The following is a 14,905-nucleotide window of genomic DNA, read 5'->3' on the forward strand; positions in this document are numbered from 1 at the left end:
TTCACTGCAATACGCGGTTCTTTCCACACTATACAACTTCATTTGAGAGCAATATGCTGATACGATACAAACAAGACGAATTAGGAAAGACCCTGCCTGTTGCCAATATCTATACGCAACCCGAGCATAAGATCCAAGCCAGCCTGCTTGACAAGGATGCCCTATGGGCGATCAAGAAACTCCAAGCCAGCGGTGCGGAGGCCTATTTGGTCGGTGGTGCCGTTCGGGACATGATGCTCGGCACCACTCCCAAGGATTTTGATATTGCCACCAGTGCATCACCAAGACAGATCCAACGAATGTTCTGGAATGCCAGAATCATAGGAAAGCGTTTCAAGCTGGTGCATCTGGTTTTCAAGGACAAGGTTTTGGAAGTCTCCACCTTCAGAAGCGGTGAGGAGGCTTTGGACGGGAACAATAATGTGTTCGGTTCCATCGATCAGGATGCAAAACGCCGCGATTTCTCCATCAACAGCTTCTATTACGACCCCACCAGCGGCCAGTTGCTGGATTTCAACCATGCCATGGAGGATTTCAAGAAAAAACGCATCAGTTCAATTATTGACTTGGATGAATCCTTCAAAGAGGACCCGGTCAGGATGATCCGGGCGATCAAGTACTCTGTATCAACCGGTTTCACCTTGCGTTGGAGCATTAAAATGGCCATCCGCAAGTACTCGAATGAACTTTCGCGGGTTTCTACAAGCCGGCTGACCGAAGAGGTGAACAAGATACTGGCCAGCGGTCACAGTTGTGATATTTTCAATGAGCTGAAGCGATACAAGCTTCTGGTTTTCATGCTGCCGGCCTTTTCCATTTACAGCAGTTATCCACAGGTGCAGTCGAGCCTGAAGGAGATGGACAAGCAGGTAATGCTTGCAAAGCAGGGGAAAGGCGCTGAAGTTCAGCTGGCAGACATGATCAAGGCTCTCGTTGATCCTTTGATCGTCTTTACCGATGAACAGCTGACAATCGACCAGCGCTTCAAGGAGACGTTCAGGCAGATCAAGGTGCTGATCAGCCCCATGACTCCGTCCAACTATGATATTGAGCTTGCCAGCGAACGACTGTTGTGCGAGCGAGGATTCAAGACTCCCCGCAACTGTGTCCGTGTGCAGCGCCCTGCCAATCGTATTCCCGGTCGCAGGCCTGCAGCAGCCGCTCAGCGCAAGCCCAGGGGCGAGGTGTCAGCCGAAGGGGCGAAGAAGCGAAGAACCAGAAAACGGGGACCGAAGAAGAGCCCGATGGCTATTGCAGGTGCACAGGCGCATTCCGAGCTGCCTGCAGCTCAGACCAGTGCTGAGGTGCATGACCTTTAGCCCCATTCCTCGATTTCTATGTTGACGCTGGAGACAAAGATGCTCCCGTACTTTTCCAAGCTGTCGGCGATGTACTCCTGCAGTTCTCCCAGCGTGGTGGAGATTTGGTGTTGCATCGGCACCCTGAGCTTGACCGTCAGGGCATAGCCTTCCGGTTTTATCTGGACCTGTACGCGCTTTACCTTGATCTGCGAATCGAATTCGTCCAGGCAATGGGCAACCATTTGCGTAAGGGCCGCTTCACTGACGGTCACTTTGCTGTACTTTGAGAATTCAGGTCGTACGATGGTTTTTTCAAAACTTACATTTCTCCGTTTGAAGGGAACCTTGCGGCCTTTCTTGTTCTGAAAGACTCGCATGGAATCGTAGACGATCTGCGGATAGTTGCGGGTGATTTCTATGGAGGGAACCGGGATTACGTGCTTGCCTTCCGAGTAACGGATGCGCATTGCGGTCTCAATCTGCTCCTTGGTGGCAATATCCTCGATGCGAAACAGTTTCTCCGGCTGGGGTAGATTGAGTCTTGAAGCAATCTTATATACCATTTTTTCACTGGTTCCGATGATCAGCACCCTATGGTACTTTTCCTTCGCCAGTGCATCGCTGACCTGCTTCTGATGTTCCAAATCATCGAATACGGCGGTACGAACAGCCGATAGGACATTCTCCTCCCGCTTCGCGGACTTCCCTGCAAGAATACGATCGCCACGGATGAGCAGACCATCATCAATGATTAAATCTATACGATATTTCTGGGCGACCAACTTGGAACGGAAGCTTTTACCGGTACCGCTTTTACCGACAAGTGCATATACCTTCGTTCCCTTCAGTTTCCAGAAGGCATACTTAAATACTCGATTCATGGTTCTCATTATACTGAAATTCTTGTACAATAGAACTGTATTTGCTAAAATTCTCATTCTGTTCTGATAATCATCTACATAAGGAGCGTTATGCATGCAGAAAGTACCTACGTTCAGCAAGGGTGGTGTGCATCCTGATGACAAGAAGGTATTCAGCCGTTCCCAGTCGATCGAAAGACTACCCATGCCGTCGGAGTTGATCGTCGCACTGTCACAGCACCTAGGTGCACCGGCGAAAGCCCTCAAAGCCAAGGGCGATACCGTGCTCAAGGGAGAAAAAATAGGGGAGAGTGCAGGGTTCATCAGCTCTGATGTCCACTCACCTGTCAACGGCGTTATCAAGGAAGTCAGGCGGGTCAACCTTGCAAACAGCGTTCAATGCGATGCGTTTGTGATAGTTCCCGATGCCGAGCAACCCGATCAGGAAAGCGTTGAGCTCGATTGGAAAGAGCAAAGCAGTGCAGATTTGCTTGCTAAAATCAAGGATTTGGGCATTGTGGGCATGGGCGGAGCCACCTTCCCAGCCCATGTAAAGTTCACTGTTCCCCGTGACAAGAAGGTGGAAGCCTTTGTTGTCAATGGTGTGGAGTGTGAGCCCTACCTGACCGCCGACTATCGCATCATGCTCGAAAAAGGCGAACAAGCGCTCGAGGGAGCCATGATATGCGCCAAGATCACCGGAGCTCGGCGAGTTATCGTAGGTATCGAGATGAACAAGCCCGACTGCATCTCCCATCTGCAAGAAATCGTCAAGCAGAAGGGTTACCCGATTGAAATCGTAGGTTTAAAAGTCAAATATCCCCAGGGAGATGAGAAACAGTTGCTCAAGGCTACCATCCAACGGGAAATCCCTTCGGGGAAACTTCCTCTTGATGTCGGTGCCGTTGTGGCGAACATCGGCACTTGCAATGCAATCTATGAAGCAATCGTATTGGGCAAGAGTCTCTACGAACGGGTGATCAGCGTCACCGGAGAGTGTATTGCCAACCCCAAGAACATCCTGGCTCCGGTGGGAACCAAGGTAAGCGACTTGCTCGCCTTCTGCGGTGGTTTTTCGAGTGAACCGGAAAAACTGGTCAGCGGCGGACCTATGATGGGTTTCTCTTTTTTCGATTTGGAAACCCCCATCACCAAGGGAAGCAGCGGACTGCTTGCTCTGCCTCCTCAGAAAAAGGTCCGTACTACACCGTGTCTGAACTGCGGGCGCTGTGTTGCAGCCTGCCCGATCGGATTGATGCCGGCAAGGCTGTATCGCCTGATCGACAATGGTCGCTATGAAGAGGCGATGCAGACCAGTCTTATGGACTGCAAGGAGTGCGGTTGCTGCTCTTATGTATGTCCGGCGCACCTGCCGCTCGTGCATACCATGAAGACTGGAAAGAAACTGGGGAGAAAGAAGAAATGAATAAACCTACCTTGACGGTTTCCTCTTCACCACATCTTCATGCGAAGACGGATACTGCATCAATTATGTGGATTGTATCGCTGGCCTTGGCACCGGCCACCTTGTGGGGTGTCTATGTGTTCGGCTTGCGTTCAGCTCTTGTTTTGGCGGTTGCCATTGCAAGTTCTCTGCTCTGTGAATTTTTGCTGGGGAAAGTCAGCAAGGAATCGACCTTGTGGGACGGCTCAGCCTTCCTTACCGGCTTGTTGGTCGGCTTGAATATGAGTCCTTCGGTTCCGTTGTTCATTCCCTTCCTTGCAAGTGCCTTTGCAATTTTTGTTGCAAAGTGGGTGTTCGGAGGTTTGGGAGCCAACTGGGCGAACCCGGCTCTTGCCGGCCGTGTGTTCGTGTTTTTCTCTTTCACGACACCTATGTCCAGCTATGTAACCCCCAAAACACTTGCATCTGCGATGCCTGACGCCTTGGCTTCTGCAACTCCTCTCGGATTTGCCAAGACTGCCATTGCTTCGGGAACGCTTGGCATGGATGCAAACGCCCTCTTGGAAGGAGCCTCGTATCCGGCCACTTCATTTGCACAGTCCATCTCCTCGGTGACGGGGTTCAGTGCCTACAGCATAGACTCCTTCTTGGGAAATGTAGCCGGTTGTATCGGAGAAGTGAGTGCTTTGGCTCTGCTGATCGGTGGTATTTTCCTGTTGGTCTCCAAAATCATTACCTGGCATATCCCGGTAACATACCTGTTGAGTGTAGGTGTCTTCTCTTGGATCTTCGGAGGTATTCCTTCGGCGAATGGAGCTTTCAGCGGGTCTTTCTTCCCCTCGATGTTCTCCGGTGGTCTGATGCTGGGAGCCTTGTTCATGGCTACCGACTACGTCACCAGCCCCATCAGTCACAAGGGTCAGATAGTCTACGGTCTTGGTTGCGGCTTCTTCACCTTTCTCTTCCGATATTTCGGCAGCATGCCCGAGGCCGTCTCGGTCTCCATTCTTCTGATGAATATCCTGACCCCCACCATCGACAGGTATATCATTCCCCGCAAATTCGGCGATACGCGAGAACTGCGCAAGAAACAGAAGGAGGCTAAAGTATGACCAAGAATATTAAATATGCCCTGATCCTTCTCTCTATCTGTGCCGTCTGTGCTTTCGCCCTGGCCTTGACGAATTCCATCACAGAGCCGGTCATCATCAAAATGGACGCTGAAAAACGTCTCAATGCCCTGAAGGCGGTAAGCGGCGGTTATACGATTGGTGAGCAGAAAGAAGTCAGTGGCCATGCATATGTAACGTATGCTATAGAGCTTTCCGACAATTCCAAGACTGCCGGCTACATCGTGGGACTGAAGAGTGCAGGCTATGGCGGTGAGATGACCTTGGTTGCATCCTATACCACACAAGGTGAAATGCTGTTTGCTCAGCTTTTAACCCATACCGAGACTCCTGGACTTGGTAAGAAAGCCGAGGAAGCAGGGTACATGGACAAGTTCAAGGGAACCGGTGCTGCTAAGCCGGTACCGACGAATAAAACCATGCTCGGCGATAGTGAGGCCCAAGCTGTAAGCGGCTCGTCGGTGACCTTCACAGCAGTTGCAAAGGCCATAAACGGTGGCAGCGAGTATGTGAAAAGCCTTGGAGGTGCAAAGTGAAAGCCAATATGAAAGAACTTAGAGGCTCTTGCAAAATAGCAAAAGCCTGACATTTCCATGCTTCCGGGCTGCCTGAGGCAGCTTCAGAAGCCCAGCCTAGATGAAAACAAGCATGTAATTTGAAGATTTGTATAGAAATGGACCTGACAATCCTTTATAATATGATTAACTACAAACAATTAGAAGGAGAGCAGGTCCATGAAAAGCATAGCAGAAATCCTCGGCGGTTGCCAGATGGTATTCGGTATTTCTTTCGACATCCAAGAGGTTTTCGAAGGGTATGTGACCGCCGAACACCGTACGTTCATCCAGATGCTGCAGGTGATAGAGGAATTTATGCCTGCATGCGAACGCAAGGAAAGCCTGCTCGGACGCAAGGGCTATGATGAGACGGCGATGATCCGTTCAGCCTTGGCCAAACAGTTTTTCAAGATTCCCACCGTCACCTCGCTTCGCAACCGCCTGCTCAGCGATCCGTCGCTGCGGCAGGTCTGCGGGTTCACCTCCGTACCCAGCGAGGCCACCTTCAGCAGGAAATTTGCATCCCATGCACGCCAAAGACTCATGGAGAAGGCGCTGGGCCCCTTGGTAAGCTCCTATCTGGACGGCCGCATCGTGGGTCATGTCAGCCGGGACTCCACGGCCATCGAGGCGCGCGAGAAGGCCGTGAACAAGAAGAAGGAAGTGATCCCGAGGGGGAAACCCGGCAGGCCCAGGAAAGGCTCTGAGTCGAAAACCAAGAAGCAAAACGTTCTGCAGAAGCAACTTGGCCAGACTGCCGAACAGGCAGTCGAGGAATTGAACTCCCAGTGCAGCTGGGGATGCAAGCGCAACAGCCAGGGCAACCGCAACTATTGGAAGGGCTACAAGCTTCACCTGGATGTCACCGACAGCGGCATTCCCGTCAGCACCATCGTCACGGGTGCCAACGTACATGACAGCCAAGCGGCGATTCCCTTGGAGCGGATGACCGGGCAGCGGATCAAACACCTGTACTCGCTGATGGACAGCGCCTACGATGCAAAGCCCATCAAGGACTTCATCATCGGAAACGGCAGGATGCCCATCATCGACCCGAACAAGCGGCGCAAGCAGCAACGGGTCCTCTCCCCCTCTGAAAAGCAGCGGTTCAGGATCCGTTCGACCGTCGAACGATCCAACTCCCACCTCAAGGATTGGCTTATTCCGCCGAAGATCATGGTCAGGGGGACGGAGAAGGTCTCCCACTGCCTGATGACCGGCGTGCTGTGCCTTGCTGCAATCAAGATACTGCAGTATTGCATCCTGCCGGGCATCCAGAAAACTGCGTAACACCACAAAGAGCAATGATGCATTCGCCTATCGTGGGGTAGGTGTGTCTTCTTGCACTCGATTATCGATGGACCGGGCGTATTTACTCGTTTGAAGCCCTTGATTGGACGGTTCGCTCCTCTTAATCAATGGTATTAGTGTCGTCGGATGGATTCAAATTCTCAATGAATCCTCATTTTGCAAGAGCCTCCTTACAAAAGGAATATTCAAAGAGAACCCGGTGTTCGTCATCGTCCTTGGTCTATGCCCTGTCCTTGGTGTTTCCAGTCAGGTCTCCAATGCCATAGGTATGTCGGCAGGTGTCTTGTTTGTCTTGCTGTTCAGCAATATTTTCATCTCGGCCTTGCGGAAAGTCATTCCTGCAAGCATTCATATTCCTGCCTATATTGTCATCATTGCGAGTTTGGTTACCATCATAGAAATGGTGATGCATGCTTTTGTTCCAGCTGTCTATAGTGCATTGGGAGTCTACCTTCCTTTAATTGTGGTAAACTGCATAATTCTCGGCAGGGCCGAGGCTTTTGCAAGTAAAAATACTGTGCTTGACTCAATTCTTGATGCAATCGGCATGTCGATCGGATTTGCTCTCGGCATCACCCTGATTGCTCTTATCCGAGAATTGTTCGGTTCAGGCACGATCACCTTGTTCCCGGTAGGTAATTTCGCTGGTGTCATCAACATCCCCTGGTTCTATGACAATCCAATCAGAGTTCTTGCTCTTGCACCCGGTGCTTTGTTGCTGATGGGATTCTTGAAGGCTTTCTTCGACTGGAACACCTTGCGAAAGAAGGATAGGTAACATGAGCTATATTGCAATATTAATAACATTTATATTTATCAACAACTTCATTCTCGTGCAGTTCTTGGGACTCTGTCCGTTCATCGGTGTCTCCAAGAACAGTGAGAATGCCATCGGTATGGGTGCTTCGGTTACCTTTGTTACCACGGTAGCTTCGGTTGTAACCTGGGCTATCTACTACTTTCTGTTGGTTCCTTTCAATCTGCAGTACCTGCAGACGCTGACCTTCATCCTGGTCATTGCAAGTCTGGTGCAGCTGCTTGAGATGGTGGTTCAGAAAATAAGCCCTGCCTTGTACAAGGCACTAGGTATTTATCTTCCGCTCATCACGACCAACTGTGCAGTTCTTGGTATTGCGATCATCAATATCTCCAGCAACTATAATGTGATGGAAGCCTTTACGGCAGGTCTTGCCGCGGGTCTCGGTTTTACGCTCGCCATTGTTTTGATGAGCAATATCCGTGAGCGCCTCGATCTGCAACCGGTACGCAGGGCGTATCGGGGAATGCCGATTGCTTTCATCAGTGCGGGTTTGATGGCCTTGGCATTCATGGCCTTCGACAAGTCCTTGATCACCAACCTGCATTTGGTATAAGGGGGGAGATGTGAATATTCTCTTTGCGATTTTAGTGGTGGCCGTCCTCGGCGGCTTGTTTGGATTCGGTCTTTCCTATGCTGAGAAAAAACTCGCCATCAAGAAAGATCCAAAAGTTCTCGCCCTTGAACCTATTATGCCCGGTGCAAACTGCGGTGTCTGCGGATATGCCGGATGTAATGCATATGCCGCCGCTGTCGCCTTGGGTGAAGCGGAAATCGGTCTGTGCAGCCCCGGCGGTCCTTCCCTGGTCGCTAAAATGGCTGAAATCATGGGAGCCAAGGTTGAAGCCAGCGGCGACAACCGTAGAAAAGTTGCACATGTAATGTGCAAGGGTAATACGGAGTTTACGGTAAAAGACTACACCTACGAAGGATTGCTTGACTGCAATGCAGCCTCCCTGTTGTTTGCCGGCGATAATAATTGCAAAAGCGGATGCATGCATTTGGGAAGTTGCATCAAGGTTTGTCCGGTTGGGGCTATCTCCAAGGACAAGGATGGGTATATCATTGTCGATGAAAAACTTTGCATCAGCTGTGAGAAGTGCGTCACCATCTGTCCGAATGGGGTCATGCAGATGATCTATGAGGATAGTGAGTATGTGATCGACTGCAATAGTCATGAGCCGGGTGGAAAGGTTCGCAAGCAATGTACGGTTGGGTGCATAGGATGTAAGATTTGTGAAACCAAATATCCTGAATCCGGATGCAAGGTTGATCGATTTCTTTCTACCTTTGATCAGACGCTCCCGCACAGCCAGATAGCAGAGGCTGCCCAGGCGTGTCCGACCAAGATAATTATCAAGCGGTAAGGGATGAAAGTACTGATAGGTGCCTACAGTCAACTTAGCCAAGGTGTACCAGTGCCCGCATTCGAGCGGGCACTTACTGCTGTATTCAAGCCTCTTTTGACACTTTTACACCATAGCGAGGGGGCGGTACTTCAATTATCACTGGGAGTACCTGTGCTTGAGTGGCTGGAATTGACCCAACAGCCGGTGAACCTTTTGCTTGCCGATCTTGCAAGAAGAGGCAAGGTGGAGCTGCTTACCGGTTCCTATCACCAAAGCATTCTCAGCCTGCTTTCCCCGAAGGATCGATCCAATCAAATCGAGCTTACCACTACATACTTGCGCAAACGGTATGGACAACGCTCAAAAACATTGTTCAGCTATGCCCAGGTTTTCAATCCACACTACATCAATACGATGAATTTGTGTTGCATTGATTCACTGGTAATCTCTTCATACGATTGCGACAAACCCAAACAACAGTTTACGGAGCCTTTCTCCATGCAGGAGATGGGAAAGTCCATTTCGGTAATTCCGACAAGCTCCACCATCAATTCACTCATTCGCAAGTTTGCCGAGAAAGAGATTGGTTTTGGCAACCTGCTTGATCAAGTACGTTCGATGTTCGAAGCAAAACCCCCATTTGTAATGGCGATGATAAATATCGACCAGCTTTTACAGGGCGGCATTACGGAGGAACAAACAAACCTTTTGTTCACCATGCTCTTGCAGTACGGTTCACAGAGCATCGAGGAAGCCCATTCTTTGGAAGAGCTCCCTCAAAAAGGGTATCTGCAGGCAGGGTGGTACGGCTTCGATTCCACCAAAGCCGATTTATGTTGCATCAACGACCTGTTTGTCAAAGACGAGAGTTTATCGTATCTGTATGGACGATACACCTCCATGGTCGAAATAGCCCGAACGTATAAGAAGGATAAGGATGTCCGTAAGCGTCTGGAGCACTTGATACAGAAGCTTTCAACGGGAACGGTGTATCTTTGTGATGCAAATGCAACCATGCTTCGAAGCTCGGTGAGAAAGCTGTTTTGGAGATACATCAGTGAAGCGGACAGCGTTCTTTCAGCATTGAAGGATTTTTCCTATCCTGTTGTCACCGACTTCGACCACGATGAATTGGATGAGTACCTGGTAATCGGCAAATACCTGAGTTGCGTCATCGATTCCAAGGGGGGAAGCCTTGCCGAGTTGACCTACCTCCCATCGCTTTACAATTATGGAGACACACTTTCCCCGCTTCAGGGATTTGGAAGCAGTCTGCATAATCAGCATCCTGCGCTGCAAGGCAGAAAACAACGCTTGTTCAGCGATGTGTTTCTTCCCTTTGAATCAGTGCTCGATGAATATGCAAAGACCGACGAACAATCCTGTCTTGATATGAGCACGACGGTGTACAACCTTTCTGTGCTCGATCGGAGAAATACAGAATTTCGCGCAATAGCGACCACTGATGCTTCTCCAATCATCGGAGGGGAGGTTGGACTCTCCAAACACTTCAAGATTCGGCAGAATACGGTTCTGCTTGATGTTACCCTGACCAATCTCAGCGAACATCCGGTCAGTTTCCGGTATGGTTGCGAGATACCTCTCTCGATAGCATCGTTCAAGAATCCCATTCCTTTTTTCCAACTCGAAAATAAGAAGAATGTTCTGCATGAGGATGATGAGATTATCCTCAAACAGGTTAAATCCATCCGGATGTATGATGAACCGAACAGCACCTCCCTGACATTGGTAGCCGATACCCGCTTTACCTTACTGAAAGAAGACTATACTATTGAAATCCCCACCGTCCTCGGCGTGGAACAGCTGTATCAACATACGTTGTTCATGACTTCCTGGCCCATCCAATTGGAGAGCGGAGCAGAGAAAAAAATTACCCTTGGACTCAGGGTGGAACGAAAATAACCATCTCTAAGGAGTGAGCCCATGTTTTTCCAGAATAAATCCCTGTTTGAAAGTGTTAAAGAAGAAGCCTATACCGTATGGAGGCGGCTTTGACCCGGATCATATGCTCTCTGAAATCCAGGTCTTGGAAGCAAAAACCCTTGAACCCGGCTTTTGGGATGACCGAAAGGGTGCCGAGCAGTTATTTGCAGAGCTGAACGGCCTTAAGGATTCATACTATCCGTGGAAAGAGTTGATGGATTCCATCTCCGAAATGTCGGAATTACTGGAAATCTATGCAGATGAACCGGAGAATCCTGAGGAAGAAGCTCAGATAGACGAGCAGATCAAGGAACTGAAGGAACAGTACAGCCAACTCAAGCTGAAAACGCTGCTTGACGGCAAGTTTGACAAGAATGATTGCTTTTTGACCATTCACGCCGGAGCAGGGGGGAACGAGGCCAGCGACTGGGCTAATATGTTGATGCGCATGTATCTTCGGTATTGCGAACGCAACGGCTTCAAGAGCCAGGTTCTCGACTTGTTGGAGGATGAGGGTGGTATCAAAAGTGCCACCATCAAGGTATCCGGACCTTATAGTTTCGGGTATCTCAAAGGCGAGGCTGGAGTACATCGCTTGGTCCGCATCAGTCCTTTTGACTCGCAAAAACGCAGACACACCTCTTTTACCAGTGTTTATGCCTCTCCTGTCATCGATGACACCATTGAGATCGACCTCAAGCCAGAGGACTACCGTTTGGACACCTATCGTGCCGGCGGTGCCGGGGGGCAGCACGTCAATAAGACCGACAGTGCGGTGCGTATCACCCACTATGCCACAGGGATTGTGGTTCAGTGTCAGAATGAGCGAAGCCAGGTAATGAACAAGGATGTTGCGTTCAAGATGCTCAAGAGCCGGCTTTACGAGTACTATCGTGAGGAGAAGGAGAAGGAGCACCAGAAGGACGCCATCGAGAAGAAGGAAATTACCTGGGGAAGCCAGATTCGTTCCTATGTGTTCCAGCCCTATACAATGGTCAAGGATCATAGGACCAGTGTAACGGTAGGCAATATCCAGGCGGTTATGGATGGAGAAATCGGGGATTTTATTGAAGGTTATCTCCAATGGGCCCAAAAGGAGGAGTAGCCTATGGCCAGGCGAACAGCCTTGCTGACACTCCTTATAGTAATCATGGTTCCTCTTTTCGGTGTTGGGGAGGCAGGGCCGATCTTTCGCATCGGTCTTGTCCTTCTCGATGAAAATCTGGAGGGTTTGGCCGAGGTGGTCTCCACTTCGGCCGGTACCTATGGTTCATCCATCTATTTGGATGCACGGCAGCAACAAGTTCTCCTGGAAAAAGAGAAGAAAAGCCTGGAACAGAAAAGACTTGATGCAATACATGCTGCGTACGGCAAACAGGACGCCGGTATTCTGAACACGGCTTTGCGTGTAGAGCAGCAAGAGCTTGGCGACGTGCCGAACATCCGCACGTGTGAATACACGATAGAGGCGTATGACGAGGCCCTTGCCGCTCTGGTCCGCTCCGATGAGCAGGCCCTTGTTTGGTTCATGCAACATAGCCTGTACGATGGGCTTTTCTTGATTCAATCCGAAAAGTTGGGTGATCTGCAGCGGATACGGATCGAATTTGTATCCACTGATCGGATATTGTTGCTTGACCGATTGGTACAGTATGGCTCCTACCAGAGCCTGGGCTCTGAGTTGGATGAGCAGATATTTCGTCTGTTTGCGGCTTCCGACCAAGGAGCCCTGCTCTTTGAGAAAGGCATTGGTGCTTTTTCTGTATTCGTTGATGGCGCGAAGGAAGCAGTTGCCGATTCACCTATTTTCCTTGATAGTGGTGCACATGAACTGCTGATCTCAGCTGAAGGGTATGAGACGTCGCTTCTGTCGGTTGTCCTGGAGCCGAAAAAAATCAAGGTCCTGTCCTTTTCCTTGGAAAAAATAAAGCATCCTGTACTGCAGATCAACTCCACCAGTGGCAAAGCCAATTGGTTTGTAGATGGCCGGCAAGCGGGCATCGGTCTCTCCATTTCACTTGCAGACCCGTCATACCCGTTGGTCCTGACAGGTACCAAGGATGGGTTTGCCAACCGGATCATACAGTTGGACACTCCGGTAAAAAAGTTGGAAGTGGCGTTCCAACCTGTGCTTCTCTCCGATGAGGTTCTTGTGTTGGAGAGTCAAAAGGACTTTTATAAACGTCTGAGAAATACTATCTTGTTGTTTGGAGCCTATGTAGGCTGTACTGCGTTGTCCAAGACATTCAATTCCACAGAGCCTCTTTGGCAGGTGGGCTTGGTTGCCACCAGTTCGCTTGCCTTGGTATCCGGTGTGGCCTTGGTGATGGAACTTGCTTCGTATGCAGCCCGATCAGGTTCAAGCTTTTGATGATAGATTAGGAGATTTATATGCTGAAAGGATTTGGAGCGAAACTGAAAGCGCTCTTCGGGATGAATACCTTTGATGAAGGTTACTTCGAGAACCTTGAGGATTTTCTGATAGAAGGAGATTTGGGGGCAAAGCTCGCAACCCAAATCTCTGACGAGGTTCGCAAACTTGCCAAGAGCGAGAAACCAAAAACCCAAAAGGATTTGCAGATATTGGTAAAACGTTTGCTTTCCGATAAGATCCGTATCTTCGATCCGGGTCTGGAAGAAGGGAGCCTGACTGTTTATTTGATTCTCGGAGTGAACGGGGTCGGCAAGACCACTTCGATAGCAAAACTAGCCCAGTATTACAAAAATCAAGGAAAGCAGGTCCTGCTTGCCGCAGCCGATACATTCCGCGCTGCAGCCATCGACCAATTGGAAGTTCACGCCCAGCGGCTTGGCTGCAGGATTGTGAAGCAGAAAAGCGGCAGTGATCCGGGTTCTGTGGTGTTTGATGCCATCACCTCGGCCCAAGCAAGGGGCGAAGATCTAATACTCGTCGATACTGCAGGAAGAATGCACAATAAGGAGAATCTTCTAAGAGAGCTCTCCAAGATCGACAAAATCGTAAAAGGAAGGGGCATCGAGGACGTTCATTACAAGAAGTTCTTGGTCATAGATTCTACCACCGGACAAAATGGGATCAGCCAGGCGGAGCTTTTCAATCAGGCGGTGAAGCTTGATGCCTTGATTCTCACCAAATATGATAGTCTTGCAAAGGGTGGAGCACTTGTGCAGATCGGTGAGAAACAGAATATTCCCATCGCATTTGTCGGGACCGGAGAGACATACAAGGACATCCATCCCTTTGACAAGGATGAGTTCCTTGATACGCTGGTCGGGTTGACCGACTAAGATGAAACGCCTGTTGCTCGCCTGCACGATTCTGTTCTGTCTTTCCGGCCTGCCTGCAATCTCCATGCGGCTATCCAACAGCATCGGGCAGGACAAGGGAGAGTGGACAGGTGAGGGCTCTTTTTATCTTGCACACCTTCCGAATCAGACTCAGCTGCACGGGCCTGAAGGATTGGTCTGGACAAAACAGCTGTTTGAATCCGAAGAGGATCAGATACTGGTAACGCGCTATGCTGACGGTACTGCGGACACGATTGAGGTATTTTCAAATTCGCTCTTGATGCGACTGCAGTCAGAACAGGACGTTACGTATTATCAGTATGCACCAGACGGCCGTCTCATGCAGGCGACCACCGTCATCGACGGCCGACTTTCTCAGGCCAGGCTCTACAGCTACAGCAGTGACTCACTTGCTTCAATCATCACCATCGCCGAAAACCTGAGCGAAATGCGTACCTTCGGCATGTTCAAGGACCAGGCTTACTTCGCCTTTTCAGACAAGGATGGGGGACAGTTGTTTACCACCCTAGCGAATGGAAGAACCATTGGAGAATATTGGATAGGTGATGAAAAGCAGGAACAGGTTTCAGTGACCACCTATGAGGATGGAGGTTTCTCCATCCTGAGAAAGAGTGGAGAGGTACAAACTCTTGAAGAGTATGATCGATCGGCACTGTTGGTTTCCTCCAAAACTCCTTCCTATCTCGTCGAATACCGGTATAATGAACATCGAACAGTTATTGAAGAGCGAATCACAGAAGCGGACGGCAGGATGACCATCAAGACATATGATGAGGGAAAGCTTGTCGTATCTACAGAATCATTTGGGGGACGCGTGGTGAAGACAATCCGGTACAACGAGGACGGAAGCAGCGTACAGACTCTCTACAGCGAGGGAAATCCATATGCTGATGTAACCTATGCCGTTGATGGAAAGCGTGTCCTCTCCATCTCCTATTATTGA

14 protein-coding genes are annotated in these 14,905 nt (G+C 49.8%); 13 read left to right on the forward strand and 1 reads right to left on the reverse strand.

Going from position 1 to position 14,905, the window contains the following annotated elements; all coding sequences use genetic code 11:
• Positions 1–53 precede the first annotated feature (53 nt).
• Entirely contained in the window at positions 54–1,319 is a 1,266-nt protein-coding gene (locus tag MUG09_RS07420; protein ID WP_244775017.1) for a tRNA nucleotidyltransferase/poly(A) polymerase-related protein, read from the forward strand.
• Here the strand turns inward: MUG09_RS07420 and MUG09_RS07425 are convergent.
• A complete protein-coding gene (locus MUG09_RS07425; RefSeq protein WP_244775019.1) occupies positions 1,316–2,191 on the reverse strand; it encodes a hypothetical protein in 876 nt (291 codons plus the stop codon). The two genes, MUG09_RS07420 and MUG09_RS07425, sit on opposite strands and share 4 nt — an antisense overlap.
• Positions 2,192–2,276: 85 nt before the next feature.
• Between MUG09_RS07425 and rsxC the strand changes: the two genes are divergently transcribed.
• From rsxC to MUG09_RS07485, 12 genes are all read left to right on the forward strand, one after another.
• On the forward strand, positions 2,277–3,587 hold the full coding sequence (rsxC, locus tag MUG09_RS07430) for an electron transport complex subunit RsxC (RefSeq protein WP_244775021.1): 1,311 nt from the start codon (positions 2,277–2,279) through the stop codon (positions 3,585–3,587).
• On the forward strand, positions 3,584–4,678 hold the full coding sequence (locus MUG09_RS07435; RefSeq protein ID WP_244775022.1) for an RnfABCDGE type electron transport complex subunit D: 1,095 nt from the start codon (positions 3,584–3,586) through the stop codon (positions 4,676–4,678). The genes rsxC and MUG09_RS07435 overlap by 4 nt, the downstream gene beginning before the upstream one ends.
• Positions 4,675–5,232 (forward strand): RnfABCDGE type electron transport complex subunit G, encoded by a 558-nt coding sequence (locus MUG09_RS07440; protein ID WP_244775023.1) that lies wholly within the window; start codon positions 4,675–4,677, stop codon positions 5,230–5,232. Before MUG09_RS07435 ends, MUG09_RS07440 begins: the two co-directional genes overlap by 4 nt.
• Before the next feature lie 198 nt (positions 5,233–5,430).
• The gene (locus MUG09_RS07445) at positions 5,431–6,543 is read left to right on the forward strand and encodes a transposase (RefSeq protein WP_244771299.1); all 1,113 of its coding nucleotides are present in this window, start codon (positions 5,431–5,433) and stop codon (positions 6,541–6,543) included.
• A 157-nt stretch (positions 6,544–6,700) separates the two neighbouring features.
• Entirely contained in the window at positions 6,701–7,342 is a 642-nt protein-coding gene (rsxE, locus tag MUG09_RS07450) for an electron transport complex subunit RsxE (RefSeq protein ID WP_280529406.1), read from the forward strand.
• A 1-nt stretch (position 7,343) separates the two neighbouring features.
• On the forward strand, positions 7,344–7,937 hold the full coding sequence (rsxA, locus tag MUG09_RS07455; protein WP_244775025.1) for an electron transport complex subunit RsxA: 594 nt from the start codon (positions 7,344–7,346) through the stop codon (positions 7,935–7,937).
• A gap of 10 nt (positions 7,938–7,947) precedes the next feature.
• The gene (locus MUG09_RS07460; protein ID WP_244775028.1) at positions 7,948–8,748 is read left to right on the forward strand and encodes an RnfABCDGE type electron transport complex subunit B; all 801 of its coding nucleotides are present in this window, start codon (positions 7,948–7,950) and stop codon (positions 8,746–8,748) included.
• 3 nt (positions 8,749–8,751) lie between these two features.
• Positions 8,752–10,653 carry an alpha-amylase/4-alpha-glucanotransferase domain-containing protein gene (locus MUG09_RS07465; protein ID WP_283401293.1) on the forward strand — a complete coding sequence of 634 codons (1,902 nt, stop codon included), beginning with the start codon at positions 8,752–8,754 and terminating at the stop codon, positions 10,651–10,653.
• Between the two features lie 21 nt (positions 10,654–10,674).
• Positions 10,675–11,779 (forward strand): peptide chain release factor 2 gene (gene prfB / locus MUG09_RS07470; RefSeq protein WP_244775032.1). Its coding sequence is split into 2 segments (ribosomal slippage): positions 10,675–10,743 and positions 10,745–11,779, totalling 1,104 coding nucleotides; the frame shifts between segments, so codons are not numbered across the junction.
• 3 nt (positions 11,780–11,782) lie between these two features.
• On the forward strand, positions 11,783–13,045 hold the full coding sequence (locus MUG09_RS07475; RefSeq protein WP_244775035.1) for a hypothetical protein: 1,263 nt from the start codon (positions 11,783–11,785) through the stop codon (positions 13,043–13,045).
• A gap of 20 nt (positions 13,046–13,065) precedes the next feature.
• Positions 13,066–13,941 (forward strand): signal recognition particle-docking protein FtsY, encoded by an 876-nt coding sequence (ftsY, locus tag MUG09_RS07480; RefSeq protein ID WP_244775037.1) that lies wholly within the window; start codon positions 13,066–13,068, stop codon positions 13,939–13,941.
• 1 nt (position 13,942) lies between these two features.
• On the forward strand, positions 13,943–14,905 hold the full coding sequence (locus MUG09_RS07485; RefSeq protein WP_244775040.1) for a hypothetical protein: 963 nt from the start codon (positions 13,943–13,945) through the stop codon (positions 14,903–14,905).

This window comes from Sphaerochaeta associata (genome assembly GCF_022869165.1).
In the GTDB taxonomy this organism is placed as follows: Bacteria; Spirochaetota; Spirochaetia; order Sphaerochaetales; family Sphaerochaetaceae; genus Sphaerochaeta; species Sphaerochaeta associata.

Excerpts from the sequence above, each read along its gene's own strand:
- MUG09_RS07485 (WP_244775040.1), top strand. The coding sequence starts at position 13,943 with ATGAAACGCCTGTTGCTCGCCTGCACGATTCTGTTCTGTCTTTCCGGC.
- rsxA (WP_244775025.1), top strand. The coding sequence starts at position 7,344 with ATGAGCTATATTGCAATATTAATAACATTTATATTTATCAACAACTTC.
- MUG09_RS07440 (WP_244775023.1), top strand. The coding sequence starts at position 4,675 with ATGACCAAGAATATTAAATATGCCCTGATCCTTCTCTCTATCTGTGCC.
- MUG09_RS07425 (WP_244775019.1), bottom strand. The coding sequence starts at position 2,191 with ATGAGAACCATGAATCGAGTATTTAAGTATGCCTTCTGGAAACTGAAG.
- MUG09_RS07445 (WP_244771299.1), top strand. The coding sequence starts at position 5,431 with ATGAAAAGCATAGCAGAAATCCTCGGCGGTTGCCAGATGGTATTCGGT.
- MUG09_RS07435 (WP_244775022.1), top strand. The coding sequence starts at position 3,584 with ATGAATAAACCTACCTTGACGGTTTCCTCTTCACCACATCTTCATGCG.
- ftsY (WP_244775037.1), top strand. The coding sequence starts at position 13,066 with ATGCTGAAAGGATTTGGAGCGAAACTGAAAGCGCTCTTCGGGATGAAT.
- MUG09_RS07420 (WP_244775017.1), top strand. The coding sequence starts at position 54 with ATGCTGATACGATACAAACAAGACGAATTAGGAAAGACCCTGCCTGTT.
- MUG09_RS07465 (WP_283401293.1), top strand. The coding sequence starts at position 8,752 with ATGAAAGTACTGATAGGTGCCTACAGTCAACTTAGCCAAGGTGTACCA.
- MUG09_RS07475 (WP_244775035.1), top strand. The coding sequence starts at position 11,783 with ATGGCCAGGCGAACAGCCTTGCTGACACTCCTTATAGTAATCATGGTT.
- rsxC (WP_244775021.1), top strand. The coding sequence starts at position 2,277 with ATGCAGAAAGTACCTACGTTCAGCAAGGGTGGTGTGCATCCTGATGAC.